Origin of the sequence: Marinoscillum sp., from assembly GCF_965229915.1 — a bacterium.
Lineage (GTDB): Bacteria > Bacteroidota > Bacteroidia > Cytophagales > Cyclobacteriaceae > Marinoscillum.
Genome location: NZ_CBDDJZ010000001.1, coordinates 1334879 through 1352715, shown reverse-complemented (window position 1 = coordinate 1352715; position 17837 = coordinate 1334879). Strand labels below are relative to the sequence as shown.

The window sequence follows — 17837 nt, the reverse complement described above, 5'->3', positions numbered from 1 at the left end:
TGTATGAATAATCAGCTTTGGCTTTCAGCTTTTGTAATTTGGATAAGGACATTCCCGGTTTTCTCACCTGTAAGCACATAGTCAAAAGCATCACGGATGTTCTCTAGCTCATATTTCCGATCAATTACTGGTTGAAATTTCTGTTGTTCCAGCAAGGAGCTGATGTAAGGAATGGTCTTGTCTTTGCTGTAGGGAACTGGGAAGATTACTTTCTTATCTGTCAGAAAGGATATTGCCGCATAAAAGAGATTTTGGGAATAGGGGCCCAATTCAGAGGAGATGTATACGCCGTTTTTATTCAATAGCCGTTTACACTTGCCAAAGGTGCTTTTACCTACAGCATCAAAAATGTAGTCATAGGTTTCATGGCCAGCAGTGAAATCTTCTTTGGTGTAATCATAGGTTTTGTCAGCTCCTAATGATTTGATGAGCTCAATGTTTTTGGTATTGCAGGTAGCTGCAACTTCCACATCAAACTGTTTGACAAACTGAAGTAGGGCAGAGCCTATTCCTCCAGTTGCTCCGTTGATAAGTACCTTCTGTCCAGGCTGTAGCGATACCTTATGAATAAACGTGTAGGCATAGTTGGCTCCCTCCAGACTTGCCGCAGCTTGATTGTAAGTGATGTTATCGGGAATAGGAAATAGATGGTCTGCTGTAATTGTAGCGTATTCTGCGTGAGACTCAGCACCTAAGTCGATAAACCCAAACACGCGTTGGCCAACCTGAAAGGAAGTTACGTCCTTACCAATCGCTACGATCTCACCGGCAAAATCCGTTCCCAGGGTGATTTTTCTTGGCTTGGAGAACCCGAGCACGAACCTCATAATGAATGGTTTGGCGGTAAGATTGGCACAGTCGGTTCTGTTGACGGTAGTCGCATGAATTTTTACCAGGGCTTCATGATCTTTAGGAATCGGTTGGTCCACGGTCTCTATTGTGATCTGATCGGGTGAGCCGTACCTTCTACGAATTGCTGCCTTCATGTGAGTAAAATAGTGTTTCTGCTGATTTAATCATCAATGAAACTATGGGAAAACCTCCATTTATTGACATAATCAGTTGATTTAACTTAAAATTAAATTATAAAACTTAATAATAAGTTGGTAAACTTAAAATTAAGTTATACTATTGTATAGCTGATTAATCTAAACTCAAAAGCAATGGTTACACTCACTAAGGCAGAAGAGAAGATCATGATGATCCTCTGGGATATTGAAAAAGGATTTATCAAGGATATACTGGATCAATATCCCGACCCTAAACCTCCTTACAATTCGGTTTCGACGATCGTAAGGGTGTTGGTGCAAAAGGAAATCGTGGGCTATACTGCCTACGGCAAGTCACATCAGTACCACCCACTCATCGAGAAAGAAGATTACAGTAAGGGGCAGCTCTCGCGTCTGGTGACGGATTATTATGATAATTCGCTGAAGCAAGTGGTCAGTTTCTTTTCAGAAAGCAAGAAGCTCAATGAAAAGGAGCTGGATGAAGCCATACAAATGCTGGAAGAGTTAAAATCACAGAAAAAAAATGGATAAGCTCATACTATACTTACTGGAGGCTAGTGTGACACTGGCATTGCTGTATACGTTTTATGCCCTACTCCTCAAGCGATTGACGTTTTTTAACCTCAATCGGTTCTTTCTGCTGACTATTCTGGTTTTTGCTTTGGTGATCCCGCTTTTGAGTTTTGATTTCATGCCATCAGCCGAGAGTGTCATTAACCGACCAGTTTCGGAGCTTAGTGCCATGCGGATGGCTTATTACCAGTCACTGGATAACTGGGTCTTTGAGGCCCGAAGTGGTGCGGTAAATCCTCCAGAGCAGTATTCCATCATTCCATCCATGGATGTGAGGCAATGGCTACTGAGCAGCGTATTATTGATATATGCCGTTGGAGTGATTGCATTGATCTACCGAACGATCTGGACCTATACCTGGATGCATCGCTTAAGAAAGCGCCATGTCCAGGAAATCATCGATGGAGTGGTGGTGGTGAAACTGCCTTACAAGCTGGCTCCATTTTCCTTTTTGAATGCCATGTATGTGCCTGAAGAGACGTGCAGCGATGCCTCATTTGATCAGATTCTGGCACATGAAAAGACACACATTGATCAGCGACATTCGATCGACTTAATTTTTGTTCAACTGATAGCGGCCTTCCTTTGGTTTAATCCAGTGGTCTGGCAGCTGATAAAATCCCTAAAAGCAACTCATGAATACATTGTAGACAAGCAAATGATTAACCAGGGTTATTCCTTAGTGGAGTACCAAACCTTGCTATTGAGACAATTGATCAGCAACAACTCATACGGGTTGGTACACAATTTCAATTTATCATTTATCAAAAAGAGAATAACCATGATGAAAGTAAAAGAATCCGGACTGACCGGAAAAGTAAAAGTGGCAGTAGCATTGTCCTCCATCTTATTAGTAGGTCTGATGACTGCACAAAGCAACGCATTTCTAACTAGCCAACCTTTAGGTGAGATGGATCGGACAGCTAGTGAAATAGCCGAAATGCAATTTTTCATTGACGGGGTTCCATTGAACAAAGGTCTTGAGTTTTCGAAGCTAAAAAACAGTGCGGGTGAGTTTAGATTTGAAATCAGCAATGACAAACAAGACAACATCCATGTTGGTGTGGAGCTGGTGCGAAAAGGTCAGAAAGTAGGTCATGCGAGCAAGAAGCTGCAAGAAAGCGCTTCCTTCAATATTGGTGAATTGCTTAGCCAGGCGGAGCTTGAGGATTACCTCATTATCGACATCATAGATGGGCCGGCTGAGGTGACCAAGTTGTATCATTTTCCACTTTTCAGAGAAAGTGATAACTGGGAAAAAGCGAATCGTATGGATTTGCCCCCAGCTCCGATGGATCTTTTTGTAGACGGTAAGGCGGTCAGCAGCCAAGAAGGCGTTTCCTTTTCCTCGCTAAAGGATAAAGCGTTTAAGGTAGAACTGGAATATGTAATTTCCGAATTTGTAGACTTCAGCGTGCTGGAAAAGCAAGCGGGAAATGTTACAGTTAGCCTGATGAGAGGCAAGGGAATGGTCACACAAATTACGAACAAAAAGATCATGCCGAAATCTTCTATTGAATTAGCAGGACTCTTGAAAGATGCACAGAAAGGAGATGCCGTCATGATCCAGATTGGCGATCCAAATGGTTTCCAGATCAGCTCCATGTTTGCCATTCAGTAGATCTGGGTGGGGGTGTTAGAGGATTAAATCAATTAAAAAACTTAGTACACATCGAGTATTCAACTGTCTCCGGAGGGAGGCAGTTGTTTTGTTTATACTTGTTACTCTCGCTCACAAAATGAGAAGATTTTAAAAGGTGTTGTGCAGTGATTCGGGGAGTGAAGTTTCCTTTGTTAATCACCTTTTTTATATTCCTTATGCAGCTTACCAATCACTTCCGGTTCCAATCCCATGTGAATCACCAGTCGATACTTCAAAACTGTAGGTTCAGTGTCTGAAAGTGGAATCGCCTGAGCACCGGGGTGAGGGAACACGGCGTTTTGCATACTGTTTTTGGCGCGTAGAATCCAGGGGTTGGGATAACCGGGATTTGTTGGGTGCGCCATGATCGTGATACCTGCAGGTGAACCACCTTTTCCTAAAGACCCAGAAATATCCATCCAGCCACCAGCGGATACCGGCAAGTTTTGCGCCTCCACCTGCCCTTCTGGTCCGGTGAAGATGATGTTGTCTGATAGTCGGATTCTGGGTGAAAATCCACCGTACCCTTTCGCTTCTTCTGATCCTCCCAGTCGCATGTCGGGCTCCAGTGCAATCATGGAAATCGTGATGTCCACTAGGCGGTAATTCGCTTTGGCTAGGTGGACGGTGATGGTGGTAGTTTCCGAAACCAGTGGCTTTTCGTTTCCGGTATCATCTGTCCACAATGGCGATTTCCAAACTACATCTGTTTGGACGCTTTTAGCTTTGGTTTTTGTGGATAGTTCTTTCACACGTAGTACTTCCCATTTGAAGTCTTCAATCAACCAACCATCACCAATTCGCTTTTCACCTACATAAAGCTGGTGCCAGGCCCAGAAGATACCTCTGTGGTGTGGGTGGTCCTCGGGGAAGTCTTCAGTGAGTACTTCTCCATCCAAGGCGTAGAGTGGATGAATGTAATTGGACCGTGTATACTCACTGTTCAGAGATTTCTCCGCCGTTTGGTGGAAAAGGATGGTGTCGGAGTTTTCGGTGAATAGCACGCCTTCTGGTTGGATGTCCAGTCGAACTGGCTGGGAGCAAGCATAAGTGAGGAGCAAAGTGAAAAGGAGAGTGGTGAGGAGTTTCATGAGATTATTTATTGATTTGTTGCTTCTGATGGAATTCTTCAAGAAGAGATGAAAACCTTTCCCAGGGCATCTCCTCACTCCAGTTTCTTGGTGACTCTATTAGGTTGTTCTCCTCATCCCATCGCCAGGTATAGCTGACACCCAGGGCTGTTCCATCATCTGTTAATTCATCTCGAATAAGTCTTACTTCCTGAATTTCATTACGATTGGCGTACATGACATATAAACTATTGCTCAAAGCATAACCACAGGTTCTTCCTGGTTTTTTCCATCGAAACACGCGGCTTGTTAAGTTTCGATTAGAATCGAATCGAATGATTCTTTCTTTGCCAATTGTCAACTCCTTAGTGATACCATTTTCATACCATTGGTAGCTTGTGTCTTGGCTATACAAGTATTTCGGTTGACCGTTTTGGTAATAGGACTCCTTATATATCGTTTCATTACGATACTCCTTTAACCGATCGCATGTATCATACAAGACTCGATATATTTTTGTCAGCGACTTCTCTTTGAGTTGACTATTCTCGTAAAGAGTAAAAGTTCTGTGGAAAACTGTATCATTTATCTGATACTTAATTGTTTCATAGGCCAGTTCTCCCGACTCTAACCATGACTGTGATGTATCCTTCCGATGATAGGATCTAAGTTTTCCATTTGAATAAAACCTTTTTGCCCAATCTGCTTCTGCTTCGAAATAGAGAACTTTATCGGGATATTTTTCAAGTGTACTTATTGTGCTGTCAGGAAAAAAACTAATCCATAATCCTTCCTGAAAACCGTATTTATTAGTTTTATTGATAATATCACCATTATAGGTTAACTGACTTGAGTCAAATGTTTCATAATAATCATCCGTGATTTCCAATTTCTTATTTCTAAAATACACATTGTAACTTTGGTCAGTTAATCCTTCAATTACATATTCGATTGAGAAACAACAATTGCACATGCAAATTTCTTCTCCAGGATTGATGTAAGGTACTAGTATTAGGCGATTGTCTTTAAACGTTATTGTGGGGTCAAATTTCACACAACAGTTATCACTAAAACCTATATTAATGCTAGTCAATTCGCCTTCTTTTTCCGTATTTAATATTCTGCTGAGTAGCTTATTCGGATCATATTGATCATTGCATTCAGACGTATTCCATCTAACCAATCGCACCGAGTCAGCTGACTGTGTGAAGCTACTAACGGAATAACCTATTAAGCTAAAAAATATCAGAAGTTTTGAAGTATTCATTGCCAATGAAAATACTCATTAATCAGATCAATTCCACACACGATCCCCGTTCCAAAGCGTATCCAATGAGATGGATTCCCCGATTTCTTTTTCAATTGACTGGTATACCTCCCCGAGTCTGGTGGTGTCTGTCAACCAATAGTAAAGATATTGCAGGTATAAACTTTGATTGTGTTCATATTCGGAAGCCAACGCACCCATATATATGGTATCACCCAAGTCCATGGCGAGGGTCAATTTCATGATACTCAGTTCGTTTCCCAGAATATCTGTCTTTGGAATGTTGTTTAAAGCTCTTAAGGCTGCTTTCTTCTCTTCCCTGGTTGCCGCCTGTTTGTACAGTCCCACGGCAGCATTGGCGTTATGCCGTTCTTTTGAGTAGGCATCATATTCCGAATTCCACTGTAAGGAGTTAATGATGCTCTCTGAATACCAGAGATTGTCCTTGAAATTATAAAAATCCACAATCGCGAGCTTGCCTTTGATAATCTCAATCCGGTATTTCATGAAGTCATAATTCATTGGAAAAGTGACCAGGAGTATCAGTTCAGAGTGTTCCTCAAAGTGATTGAGCGTCAAAAAAGAAGCCTGCCCATTGTAATCGTTGATATCATGAATCAGTGATAGATTACCTGATTTGATATGAAATTTGAGCTTTGACTCAAAGAGATGCTCAAAAACACTTTTCTGAACTCGACCAATGCTTGATAAACGGTTTTTAAACGCTTCATTGTTCCAGCTATTGTTGATCACCGAAAAATCAAAATGGTTGATGCTATGGACTATTCTGTCTGAGAGGTTCGCTATTCTTTCCTGATTTCTCTTATCCAGGTTGGGAGAGGTCTTTGGACTATTGCAGCTCACCAGAGAGCAACTAAACACCACTAGGAACGTGAATTGCACATAAGGAATTTTCATATCTCGCAATATACCCTTTGTCTATCAGTCTTGCGTCTAACATCCAATATCTAGTGTCTGAGATCTATCCTCTAAATTTACCCAATGATCACAGCAACAGTCAAGCAACTGAAAGACGAACTCAAGCATAAGGAAAAAGAAGACCTGATCGAGCTATGTCTGAGTATGGCCAAGTTCAAGAAAGATACCAAGGAGCTATTGACCTATCTCCTTTTTGAAGCGCACGACGAAGAGAGCTACATCTCAGGGGTGAAGGCTGAAATTACCGAGGACTTTATGGACATGAACACGTCAAGCGTCTATTATGTGAAAAAGAGTGCACGTAAGATTCTCCGAAATACCAAAAAATACATTCGTTATTCAAAACAGAAACGAACTGAGGTGGAGTTGCTGCTGCATTATTGTTCAGAGCTTGATGAATCTGGGTTTGTCAACAAAAGCATTCCGTTAAAGAACCTGTATCTCCGCCAGATTCAAATCATTCGCAAGTCCATTAATGCGCTTCACGCAGATTTACAGCACGACTATGAGCTGGAGCTGGAGGGGTTACTCCACTAGCACAAATGCACCCCAATAGTAGGGATTGGCAAATTCTCTTCTCACTTTCATCTGGGCGGTTTTCAGAGCTTGTGCTTTCGATTGATTCTGTAACCAGGCATCATAAAAGCTGTTCATCAGCAGCTGTGTGGCCCGGTCATCCACCTTCCAAAGGCTCATCACGATGGCCTCAGCACCAGCAATCTGAAAAGCACGCTGTAGTCCATATACCCCTTCACCATTTTTGATCTCTCCACGGCCCGTCTCACAGGCTGAAAGTACTACCAGTTCGGTATCCGTGAGATCCAGATTCATGGCTTCATAGGCTGTGAATACACCGTTTTCGATTCCTTCCAGGTGATTGCCCTGGGCTGTTTGGGTAGCTCCAGCCATGAGCAATCCCGACCTGAGCAGTGGATTGTTTCTACTCGTTTCGGTGTTGATGCCCAGCTGCATCGGGTTGGATGATTCTTCGGTGTCTTCCAGGAAGAACCCGTGCGTTGCGATATGGAGTAATCTGGGGTTGGAAACGCGCTTCAGTTCCTCTTCCAGCGCTTCATTTTGAAGGTAGAGGTTCATCTCCCATTTTCTATCAGCAAGTAGGTCATAAATACCTGTAGTTTCGTCCCTGGTGCCGGGCAGTTCAGCAAAGCTAAAATTGCGCATGTCAGTAGCTCGCTCGGTAGAGGCAGGGGCAGTAGTGATGCCGCGCTCTTTCAGCTCCAGCTCTATCGATTCATGATTGAGGTCGTATTTGGGATAGCCAAATAAGTATCCAATATTGCTCAGAAAATTCTTTTTGGTCGCGTTTTTTAAACTTGGTATAGTCTTGGTCGAACTCACCAGGCGCACGTCATAGTGGTCCAGTAAGTAAGACCCATCCGGAAATGGAATGGAACCAAGACTTATTTGGTTGTAAACACCGTCCAGAGATAGGTAGAGTGTTTCGATTCCCTTTAACTGCTCATTGATGGGTTGCCAAAACTGACTGTACGAATACTGATCCGGTACCTGGTATTTGATGGACGATAAATAAGCTTTCAGGTATTTGGTTTCCAATTCATACCCATTACCAAGTGTTACCAGTGCTGGTTGATTGCGGGTGTCTGGAGTGAGAATGAGTGCAGCATAAATGACTGAGTCGGTCACTACCCGATCGAATTGGCGGTAGCGAATGATCTCAATGGCTGCCTCACCTGGCTGAAGAGAGCGTTGGACGTCTTTCCAACGGATTTTGGATTCCTTCTGGGCAGAGGCCAGTGCTTCAGCATCCATGCTCAGGACCTTTTCCATTCGGTTGATGTTTGTTTCTACTGCCTTCAAATTGATGGCTTCTTCAGCCAGTCGCTCTTTGGTATAGCCATAGTACTTGGCGAGTTGTTCTTTCAGACCAAGGTATTCCTTGTAGAGCGCAATCAGTGTACTATCACCGCTACTGAGTATTCTTTGTCGTTCTTTGGTGCTGGTGCTCAGCAGTAGCGACTTGGTACGAATATGGTTGTCATACATATCCCGAAGGGCGTTCATACGGCCCAACCCTGCTGCTTTGGTGGCATAGCTGTTAAAATATTCGAAATCTTCTTTGTAAGCATCCCAGAAGGCCGCTTTGCCCTCTTCGCTGAGGTAGGGAAAGTCTGTTTCAATCTTGTCAAACAAAATATCCAATGTTTGTTGCCAGTAGGTAGCTGCTTCATCCATTTTGCCCCATGATTGGTAGAGAGTGGCCATGTTGTCCAGCCACCGCACCTGTTGGATAGGTGTTCCGTCTTTACCTATGGATTCGGCACTTAGCCATAGTTTTTCTGCCGTGGCAAACTCCCCAATAATCAGGTAGTAAAAAGCCAGGTTGTTGCGATAGACTGCTGAGGCATCCGGATCATCGGGCCAAAGCTCATTGGCGATGTTCAGTGCTTTTTCAAAGTACGCTTTACTTTCTTCGTGCCGATTGAGATCAGTCAGACACAACCCCTTCATGTTAAATACCTCAAGGTAAGTGGTCGGTTTGGCTTGGAGGCTGTCGTAGAGTGCTTCGGTGATGTTGAGGTATTTCATCGCTTTGTCAGGCTTCTTCCATCGGTAATACGTCATGGCTATGAGCTCGTACGGATTGCTGACGGCATAGCTAAATGCTCCATATCGTTTTTCCACCAGCTCAAGCACTTTGTGATATCCGTCGATGGCCTCTTGAAATTGGCCAAGCTTTTCCAGGTATTCTCCACGACTATAGACTGCATTCATATAATCCTCACTTCCCAGGTCTAGTCCAGCATAAATGTCAATAGCCTCATTGATCAGATTAATGGCTATTGGGTAGTTTCCTAGATGGTATTCGATAGAACTCAAGGCTTTGAGATCAGTTGCATAGTCTCTGTTTTTGCCTGAGCTTTTCTCTACAATCTCCATTGACTGCAGCCTGTATTTTTTGGCCTGTGCATAATCGTAGGTCCTGGTGTAGAAATAGCTTAGATTGTCTAGTGCAGAGGCATGTCCCATATTGCCTTCACCGTAGTAGTTTTCTGCCACCTCAGCAGCTGCCAGCAACAACTTCTCGGCGCTAAGAGGGTCATTGAAGGGTTCTTCTTCATAGCAATAAGCCAGTTCGCGTAAAGCCGAGGAATACTCCCAGGAGTAGGTGAACTCATTGGATTCAAAAGATTGTTTCGCCTCTTTGAGTACTTTGACAGCCTCACTTACCTTTCCGTTTTTCCGCAGGTTTTTTCCCAGGTTTATCCGGGCAAATAGTTCATAGCTAAGTTTGTTTCCTGCGATGTTGGGGCAGATTTCTATTAGCTGATTGAGGTAATTGATTGCAGTGGCATGTTGTCTCTGGAATTCAAAATTCCGGGCGATTTCGGACAAGGTGATGATGTAGGGAATGTTGTTTTTTCCGATAGTTGAATCCAGAAGATGCAATGATTTCAAATTGTAGGTTTGAGCTTTGACATAGTCCTGATTTCGGTCCTCATACACGTCAGCAATTCCTCTTAGCGCTTCTGCAGCCTCCGTAACACTGAAAGGGTCGTCCTTTGCCAGATCTACACATAATTGAAAATAGTGGATGGCCGAATCAAACTGCTGGAGTTCGTAGTATACCTCACCTCTCAGGTGGGCTGATGCCACCCCCAGGTTTTCTTCTTTGGGAAATCTTGTGCGATAAGCATCCAACTGATTCAGTCTTTGCAGAGCCTTGTCATACTTGTTCATCTCTTCGTAGTATTCTCCATAGAGCAACAGCGTATTCGCATACTGCATTTGGTAATCCTGTTTGTGCTCCAGTACACTCAGCGCATTGTTGAAGTATTGTTCAGTCAGTTTTTGGTCGCCTGCATCCTGAGCAATCAGAGCCAATCCCTGATAGGCCATACTCATGATGTACGGGTCTGGTTCTACTAATTTCTTGTAGAGGTTTAGTGCTTCCTCATATTGTGCTTTAGCGGTTGCATTGTCATTGAGCAAGTAGACATTTTTGGCCGAGGAGGCGAGCATCTTGGGCCGTAAGTAGGACTCTGAAAAGAACGGATGATCGAGTCTCCAAAGTGCTTCGTTGAAGAAGATTTGAGCACTATCCAGAAGCGCTTTACCATAATAAAAATTGCCCAGGTAGTTGAGTGTTTCAAAAAACTGGTTGGACGTGGTGTCATTGGCCTGGTAATGGTCCCAAATGGATTTTTGCAGGATGTCAATCGCTCCATCATAATCGTCAGTCATGATGATTTTGGCTTTGTGGTATTGGGCTAGCGGATAGGTGTAGTGTTGGGTAATGCCTTTCTTTTCCGAATAGTCAATCAGGAAGGTGGCCATTTTTACCGCATAATCATTGCTGTCTATGTTGTAAGCTCTTTGCACAAGTGTGAGGGCATTTTCAGCAATGACAATCGAGTCAGCATCTCTTTCGATTTGAGCTTCCACAAAATCTTTGTATTCGTGAAGGGCTTCTGTTTTCTGCCCCATGTTTTGCAAAGTCTCCGTGTATTGATAGAGGCCCTGATCGTAAGGTTTGGAGAAAATGCCTGCTTTGGTTTGTAGACCAATCTGCATCAGTTCTTTAGCAGTTGACAAGGCTTTTTGGTAGTCACGCGCATTGAGATACCTGGCTGCCAATGAATTTAGGTTGGCCGTGACCCAGGAAGAAGTGTCTGGTTGGCTGGTTCTAGCAGCCTTCACAGCTTTTTTGGACATTTTGATTGCTTTTTTATAGTTGCCCTCTTTCTTGTAGAGGTAGTCATATAGGGAGTATACATCACTATAGGAGTAGTGGTCCTTGTTGAACTGTTCCTCTTTCTTCTTTTTAGCAATTTTAGCGATCTCAAATGCAGCCTTGAATTGACCAGCATCTGCGAGGCTAGTAGCACTGTCGTAGTAGGTGCTGAAGTTGAGGGCTTTGCCCAAATGGTACATCGAAGTGCTGCTGAATGAGCCGTCCTCCTTATAGTAAGTCCAGAGGCTATCCTGAAGATCACGGGTAAAGAGCCCTTCCATTTCTTTGTGGCCATTGGGATAGTAATAGATCCAGTGCCTTTCGCGGTTATCTTCTTGCTCCAAGCCTTCATTTTTCAAGGTTCCATCGTCATAATAATACTTCCAGTAGCCTTGAGACTGGTTGTTTATATATTCACCATGAGATGAAACCTGACCATTTGGATGGTAGTAGGTCCATGGTCCTTCGATACTGCCTTCTTCATATCGGCCTTCTGATTTGAGCTGGCCATTTTCGAAGAAAAACCGGGTGTGCCCATGCCTGTTCCCATTGAGGTAGGCGCCCTGAGACTTGATCTGCCCATTTTCGTAGTAGGTGGTGGATTCACCATTCAGCACTCCATTAGAATAGCGTTCTGCTGAGGATAGGTGGCCATTCGGGTAGTAAAATAGAAATAGGCTGTCCATGTTGCCACTAGTGAGTTTACCGCTAGCTTCTAACCTTCCACTAGGATAGTAGTCATCATAAGAGCCGTCGAGCACATCTTGTGTGAAGTATTTAACTCCTGTTAACAGGCCACCATCATAGTATTCCCAGCAGCCATCTTTTAGGTCATTTTTGTAAGTACCTGTGGAGGTGAGCGTTCCATTTTGATCATAAAGTCGGGCCCAACCTTCCCAAAGACCCCCTTCGAGATAGCCTTCAGAGGTAATGAAGCCAGAGTCGTTATAAAACCTCCAATGACCAACACGCTGATCTTCATGATATAGTCCAGATGAGGCTATTTTTCCATTTTCATGGTAATAGGTCCATTTACCTTCATACAAGTCTTCCTCTAGATTGCCGGTAGATTCTATGTGGCCGTTGGCATGGTAATAGGTCGCTTTCCCGAACCTCTTACCTTCGTTGTAGGTACTCTCTGATTTCTTATTTCCATTTTCATAGTAGGAGGTAATGTGACCATGAAGTTCACCGTTCTTTTTGTAGTTGATTTCTTTAAGTTCTCCAGATGGGTAATAAAAAACACTTTTACCTACCAAAAGGTCATTTTCCCATTGGGCCGTACTTTTCAGTTCACCTGAGGCATAGTAATATTTCCAGTCTCCATGGTTTTTACCGTTTTTGAGAGTACCTTCTTTTAGGAGGTTGCCATTTAGGTCATAGGCTGAGAAAGGTCCATTCGCGAGTCCATTTTCAAAAGAGACAGTCATCTGAATAGACCCGTTTGGATAGAAGTACTCCCAATAACCATCTTGTTTATTATTGACCATTTCGCCTGTAGACTCCACCAGTCCATTGTCATGGTAGATAGTAATCGGGCCATGGAGTGAATCATATGCAAACCGTACATCTTGATGTACCAGCCCATTAGGGTGGAAGAAGAGGACTTTTCCATGTTTGACGAGTGGATCAAAAGAAAGCAGTCGTCCTTCAAACTGCTTGATGCCATCCATGTAGAAACACTCTACCAGATTGGTAGGAAGGTTTTCTTTAAAATTGACCAGACAGTAGGTGTTGGCATCTGCTATTTCAAAAACTTCATGCTCACCTGCACTGTCATAAAGTACCAGCCATTCACCAGTCCGCAGACTGTCTGCATCGTACGCATTGGGGCGGGAGGGGATTTGACTCAGACTGTCAAATGACACAAAAAGGAGCAAAAAAATGGGTATGTAGGCGATTGGTTTCATATCGGTAATCTCAATGCCTAAAACTAGAGGAAATGCCCTTAAGGGAAAATACCGTGATCTCGGTAGATTAGTTGAAGTTGGATAAGTAAGTCTAAAGTAGTCTCCCAATGAATATTTGTTAATATTCAGAATAATATTTGGTTTTTAAAAATCCTTTTCCGATCATTGCAGCACAATTAAAAATAGAAGACATGCGTCAATTTATTCAACATATAAAAGCTGATAGTAACCCGGAAGGGATGTTATTGGTATGCTATGATGGATATTGGCCTGGTGAAAGTTGATTTATCATTACTAAAGATATTGAAACCCAGGCCTTCCAGTCTGGGTTTTTTATTGCTTATGGATTTGGTGAGAATACATATCGTACAGAATAATATTTTGTTTACGACTGAAAGTCGATGGGAGAAGTATGCCCTGTCGGAATTACGTCCAGACCGAAATGAAAATGATTGTAAATCGCAGTTGCGAATGAAAGGATACTTAGTGTAGCATAGACTGTTATGAGCGCTGAGAACCCCGATTCGCCAACTGGCGGGTCGGGGTTTTTTATTGTTTATGACATAAGAGGCAAAGAAAATTCGCTTGGGAGGAGGCAGAACGAGTGTCTTCCTTAAGTTCAGAGAACGGGTGAGGACCGTAAACTGAGTTTCGTTCGCTCAGTGATGTTTGTAAAAGCTCTGATTATGTAGGCGATTGGTCATCGGTGGATTGGACCATAATGATTATTCAATCCATTCGGTGACCTGTATGGGAGTGCGACGAAGTTGGAGAGTCGTGTCGGACTGTAAATCCGATGTTTTTAAGCTGAGTAGGTTCGAATCCTACTACTCCCACTGGAAATAACCGAAAGTACAAAGACCAGATGAGTGTTTCTGTACGGCACCATAGTGTCCGCCTGTAGGTGGAGATATGCTGCTTTGGCTGGAGGATTTCCAACCACGTTGTAGGTCGAGGGTTCGATTCCCTCTCCTGATGTAAAAGTTAGGATAGTTCAGTCTGGTTAGAACAACAACCATTTCAGTGTGGGTTCGAGTCCCACGCCTAGTTATCTAGGTTGGCGGAATTGGCAGACGCGATGGATTTAGGTTCCATTTGATTTAAAAGAGAAGTCTACTCTACAAAAGATACCATAGAAAATGATCGCAGTGATCCTTATGAGATTAACCCTCAGGGGTTTCACCGTCATGTACTCATAAAAAGTCTGGAAATGGCTTTGAGTGTAAAGGATACCGTGGGTTGACCAGTGGGTACTTCAGGATTGCTTCTGTGTAGTTGATGAGCAGGGAGGAGAAGTAGGAATGAACTGTCCATTGAAATACCTACTCAATTTGACACTCCGCCAAATTTTCGGATGGAACACTGAGATCATTTTCTTTTATATGAAAACGTTTTGTCATCCTGAAGAATGAAGGATCTATAAAGATTCTTCCTATCGTCAGAATGACAATGTGGATAAAATATTATTGGCCAACAGTGATAGCTCTGAAGGTGAATAGTTCAACCTCATGAGGTCCCAAATTGAATTTGACACCCTTTAGGGAAGGGGTAAATCAAATTCGATTCTTGCAAGTAGCGAGAATCACATGTGTAATTTTTTAAATGAGTAAACAAATGTTGAATCGAGTAAAAATCAACGTAGGCTACGTGGGACTAGTGTTTCGCGGAGGTGATTACCAGCGAGTAATCACAGCAGGTGTTTACTGGTTGTCTCCATGGGAGACAGTTCGTGAGTTCAATATGGCTCAGCCATTTTACGCGCCAGTAAACCTGGATGTTTTGCTCAAGGATGAGGAGCTAGCATCACTATTGGACATTGTGAATGTAAAAGATGGTGAGCTATGCCTGGTTTATGAAAATGACAACTTCAAACATGTCTTGATCCCAGGTCGATATGCCTACTGGAAAGGATTGATTGCTTTCAGATTTCAAATCCTGGATTTGACTTCTGTCGATATCAAAGAAGATGTGCCAATCGCTATTTTGGAAAAAGTAGAAGTAGCGCGGTATGTCCGAATTCTTACAGTAGAGGATTATGAAAAGGGAATGCTTTTCGTGGACGGTAAATTCGATAGGGAGCTAGGTGCAGGTGCCTACTACTTTTGGAAAAACAGTATCCCAATAAAAGTGGTGAAAGTGGATCTGAGAAGTAGGCAAATGGAAATCAATGGTCAGGAAATCCTGACTGGAGATAAGGCTGCACTTCGAGTGAACTTCATGGTGCAATACAAAGTCAATGATGTGACAAAAGCTGTCATTGACAACAAAGACTATGAAAAACAACTCTATGTGTTGGTGCAGCTGGCGCTTCGAGACTTTATTGGAACCTACACGCTGGATGAAACCCTTGAAAGAAAGGAATCCATTTCAGCATACGTGATGAAAGAGATTCAGGCGAAAGCTGCGGATCTTGGAGTTGTGGTGCAAGATTGTGGTGTGAGAGATATCATCTTGCCAGGCGAGGTGAAAGAAATCATGAATCAAGTATTGGTGGCGCAGAAAAAAGCGCAGGCCAATGTGATCATGAGACGGGAAGAAACAGCTTCTACCCGAAGCTTGCTCAACACTGCAAAATTGATGGAAGACAATGAAATGTTGTGGAAACTCAAAGAGATGGAGTATGTAGAAAAGATCGCTGAGAAAATTGGTCAGATCACCGTTTCCGGAAACGGACATGTGGTCAACCAGCTCCGAGAGATTTTCGCTCCAGCTAAGTAATGGTGATTGTCACCCCGAGGTACTCGAAGGGTGATGCTTCACCAAAACCTAATACTAAAATGAAAATTGTAGATCAAAGTCTAGAGGATTTAATCAATATAGCAGAAGATGCAGTCTTTGATGGGAATTATCAACAAGCTTATGACTTGCTTCAATCAGGTTTATACGAAGAGCCTGGTTATCCCAAACTGCATTATACATTGGCCTGGTTCTTTAATTATTACAGTGTCAATAAATTAAGAGCGGAGCGTCATTATATGCTGACAATCAAATTTGACCCTGAGTATGAAGATGCTTATGGTGATTTAGTGGATATCCATATTAATGCAAAACGCTATCAGTATGCAAAGAATATATTGATTAAAGCTCTAACTGTTGAAAGTCTTGATCAGGTAATGCTTCGAAAGAAACTCGGAGTAGTTTATGAGAAGCTTGGGGATTATATCAATGCGATGAAAGAATACCGTATTGCAATGATGGAATCCACCGACAATGACGACTCAGCAGAGTTGAAAAAAGATGTAAAACGAATTCGCATGAAGCGATTCAAAACAATATTTAGAAAATGGCAACCACAAAGTTGACAGGAAAAGAGCTGAGACAACTTGGTTACCCGGAAGGAAAAGTAATCGGGACGGCCATGAAAGTGTTGGAGGCTCATTTCAAAGGAAAGAGTAAGAAGCATAAGCTAGAGCTTTTGCAGCGAGTGTTGGAAAATCCGGCATTCTATCAGAAGCATGAAAAGCTAGGAGCTGTTGCTAAAGGTTTGATTATCAAAACTGAACACAACAAAACGCTAGAGTTGAATGCTTCAAGAATTCCGTATCAAACCTACGGTGCTGAAGGAATCGAGCAGGGTGCGGTCCATCAGATGGAAGTGGCGATGAAATTGCCAGTGACACACTCTGGAGCCTTAATGGCGGATGCACATCAAGGTTATGGGCTGCCGATTGGTGGTGTCTTGGCGACTAAAAATGCTGTGATTCCATATGGAGTAGGAGTAGATATTGGTTGTAGAATGTGTATGACCCTTTATGACCTGCCGCCATTGTTTTCATATGATGCAGTTTCTGACTTCAAGCAGCTATTGGAGGATAATTCGCGGTTTGGAAACGCGACTTTTAGGAGACCGATGGATCATGAGGTCTTGGAAAACAAGTCTTTCGGTGAGATCAATATTCTGAAATCCTTGAAGGATAGAGCGTACTCGCAAATCGGTTCATCAGGAGGAGGAAACCACTTCGTAGAGTTTGGTGTGGCGGAGCTGCTAAGTGATGAGAATGACTTGAAATTGCCAAAGGGTAAATACCTGGCGGTATTGTCACACTCAGGTTCTAGGGGGTTGGGTGCAAACATCGCCCGACACTATACCAAGCTGGCTATGGATAAGTGTAAACTTCCTTCGGAAGCGAAACATTTAGCATGGCTGGATTTGGATACCGAAGATGGTCAGGAGTACTGGATTGCGATGAATCTGGCTGGGGATTATGCGTCGGCCTGTCATCATCAGATCCACGAACGAATGGCAAAAGCTTTGGGAGAACAGCCTCTAGCGATGGTTGAGAACCATCACAACTTTGCCTGGAAAGAGCAGGATGCAGAAGGTGAGGAGATCATCGTCCATAGAAAAGGAGCAACACCGGCAGGTAAAGGCGTGCTGGGAATAATCCCAGGATCGATGACAGCACCAGGTTTTATTGTGAGAGGAAAAGGGGAAAAAGCTTCCATCAATTCCGCATCGCATGGAGCTGGTAGGGTGATGTCCAGAACAAGAGCCAAGCAAAGTCTATCCAAGGATGAGGTGAGAAATCATCTCAAAAAAGCTGGTGTGACAGTGATTGGATCTGGTTTGGATGAAGCACCACAGGCCTACAAAGACATTCATCAAGTAATGAAGCAGCAAGTAGATCTGGTGGATGTACTAGGAACGTTCACTCCGAAAGTGGTGAGAATGTGTGGGGGCAATGAATTTGCTCAGCGAGACTAAGAAGAGG

Annotated in this window: 11 protein-coding genes and 1 tRNA gene; 7 read left to right on the top strand and 5 right to left on the bottom strand. The window is 43.1% G+C overall.

What is annotated here, in order from left to right; all coding sequences use genetic code 11:
* Nucleotides 1–11 precede the first annotated feature (11 nt).
* Nucleotides 12–986 (bottom strand): NAD(P)-dependent alcohol dehydrogenase, encoded by a 975-nt coding sequence (locus tag ACO067_RS05730; protein ID WP_421871728.1) that lies wholly within the window; start codon nucleotides 984–986, stop codon nucleotides 12–14.
* 177 nt (nucleotides 987–1163) lie between these two features.
* Between ACO067_RS05730 and ACO067_RS05725 the strand changes: the two genes are divergently transcribed.
* On the top strand, nucleotides 1164–1541 hold the full coding sequence (locus ACO067_RS05725; protein WP_421871726.1) for a BlaI/MecI/CopY family transcriptional regulator: 378 nt from the start codon (nucleotides 1164–1166) through the stop codon (nucleotides 1539–1541).
* Entirely contained in the window at nucleotides 1534–3204 is a 1671-nt protein-coding gene (locus ACO067_RS05720) for a M56 family metallopeptidase (protein WP_421871724.1), read from the top strand. Before ACO067_RS05725 ends, ACO067_RS05720 begins: the two co-directional genes overlap by 8 nt.
* Nucleotides 3205–3377: 173 nt before the next feature.
* Here ACO067_RS05720 and ACO067_RS05715 read toward each other — a convergent pair whose 3' ends face one another.
* The 3 genes from ACO067_RS05715 to ACO067_RS05705 all read right to left on the bottom strand — a co-directional run bounded on the left by ACO067_RS05715 (nucleotide 3378) and on the right by ACO067_RS05705 (nucleotide 6480).
* Nucleotides 3378–4316 (bottom strand): DUF6807 family protein, encoded by a 939-nt coding sequence (locus ACO067_RS05715; protein WP_421871722.1) that lies wholly within the window; start codon nucleotides 4314–4316, stop codon nucleotides 3378–3380.
* A gap of 4 nt (nucleotides 4317–4320) precedes the next feature.
* Nucleotides 4321–5205: a hypothetical protein gene (locus tag ACO067_RS05710; RefSeq protein WP_421871720.1), complete on the bottom strand. Its 885-nt coding sequence runs from the start codon at nucleotides 5203–5205 to the stop codon at nucleotides 4321–4323.
* A 384-nt stretch (nucleotides 5206–5589) separates the two neighbouring features.
* Complete coding sequence (locus ACO067_RS05705) at nucleotides 5590–6480, bottom strand: hypothetical protein (protein ID WP_421871718.1); 891 nt, start codon at nucleotides 6478–6480, stop codon at nucleotides 5590–5592.
* Nucleotides 6481–6564: 84 nt separating this feature from the next.
* Between ACO067_RS05705 and ACO067_RS05700 the strand changes: the two genes are divergently transcribed.
* On the top strand, nucleotides 6565–7038 hold the full coding sequence (locus ACO067_RS05700; RefSeq protein WP_421871716.1) for a hypothetical protein: 474 nt from the start codon (nucleotides 6565–6567) through the stop codon (nucleotides 7036–7038).
* On the opposite strand, the gene ACO067_RS05695 is transcribed toward ACO067_RS05700, so the two are convergent.
* A complete protein-coding gene (locus ACO067_RS05695; protein ID WP_421871715.1) occupies nucleotides 7027–13125 on the bottom strand; it encodes a CHAT domain-containing protein in 6099 nt (2032 codons plus the stop codon). The two genes, ACO067_RS05700 and ACO067_RS05695, sit on opposite strands and share 12 nt — an antisense overlap.
* Nucleotides 13126–13877: 752 nt before the next feature.
* On the opposite strand from ACO067_RS05695, the gene ACO067_RS05690 reads away from it, so the two are divergent.
* The 4 genes from ACO067_RS05690 to ACO067_RS05675 all read left to right on the top strand — a co-directional run bounded on the left by ACO067_RS05690 (nucleotide 13878) and on the right by ACO067_RS05675 (nucleotide 17830).
* Nucleotides 13878–13961: transfer RNA gene (locus ACO067_RS05690), tRNA-Tyr, on the top strand.
* Nucleotides 13962–14739: 778 nt separating this feature from the next.
* The gene (locus ACO067_RS05685; RefSeq protein WP_421871713.1) at nucleotides 14740–15843 is read left to right on the top strand and encodes a slipin family protein; all 1104 of its coding nucleotides are present in this window, start codon (nucleotides 14740–14742) and stop codon (nucleotides 15841–15843) included.
* Nucleotides 15844–15902: 59 nt separating this feature from the next.
* Complete coding sequence (locus ACO067_RS05680) at nucleotides 15903–16427, top strand: hypothetical protein (protein ID WP_421871711.1); 525 nt, start codon at nucleotides 15903–15905, stop codon at nucleotides 16425–16427.
* Complete coding sequence (locus tag ACO067_RS05675; protein WP_421871709.1) at nucleotides 16409–17830, top strand: RtcB family protein; 1422 nt, start codon at nucleotides 16409–16411, stop codon at nucleotides 17828–17830. Before ACO067_RS05680 ends, ACO067_RS05675 begins: the two co-directional genes overlap by 19 nt.
* The last annotated feature ends 7 nt before the right edge of the window (nucleotides 17831–17837 follow it).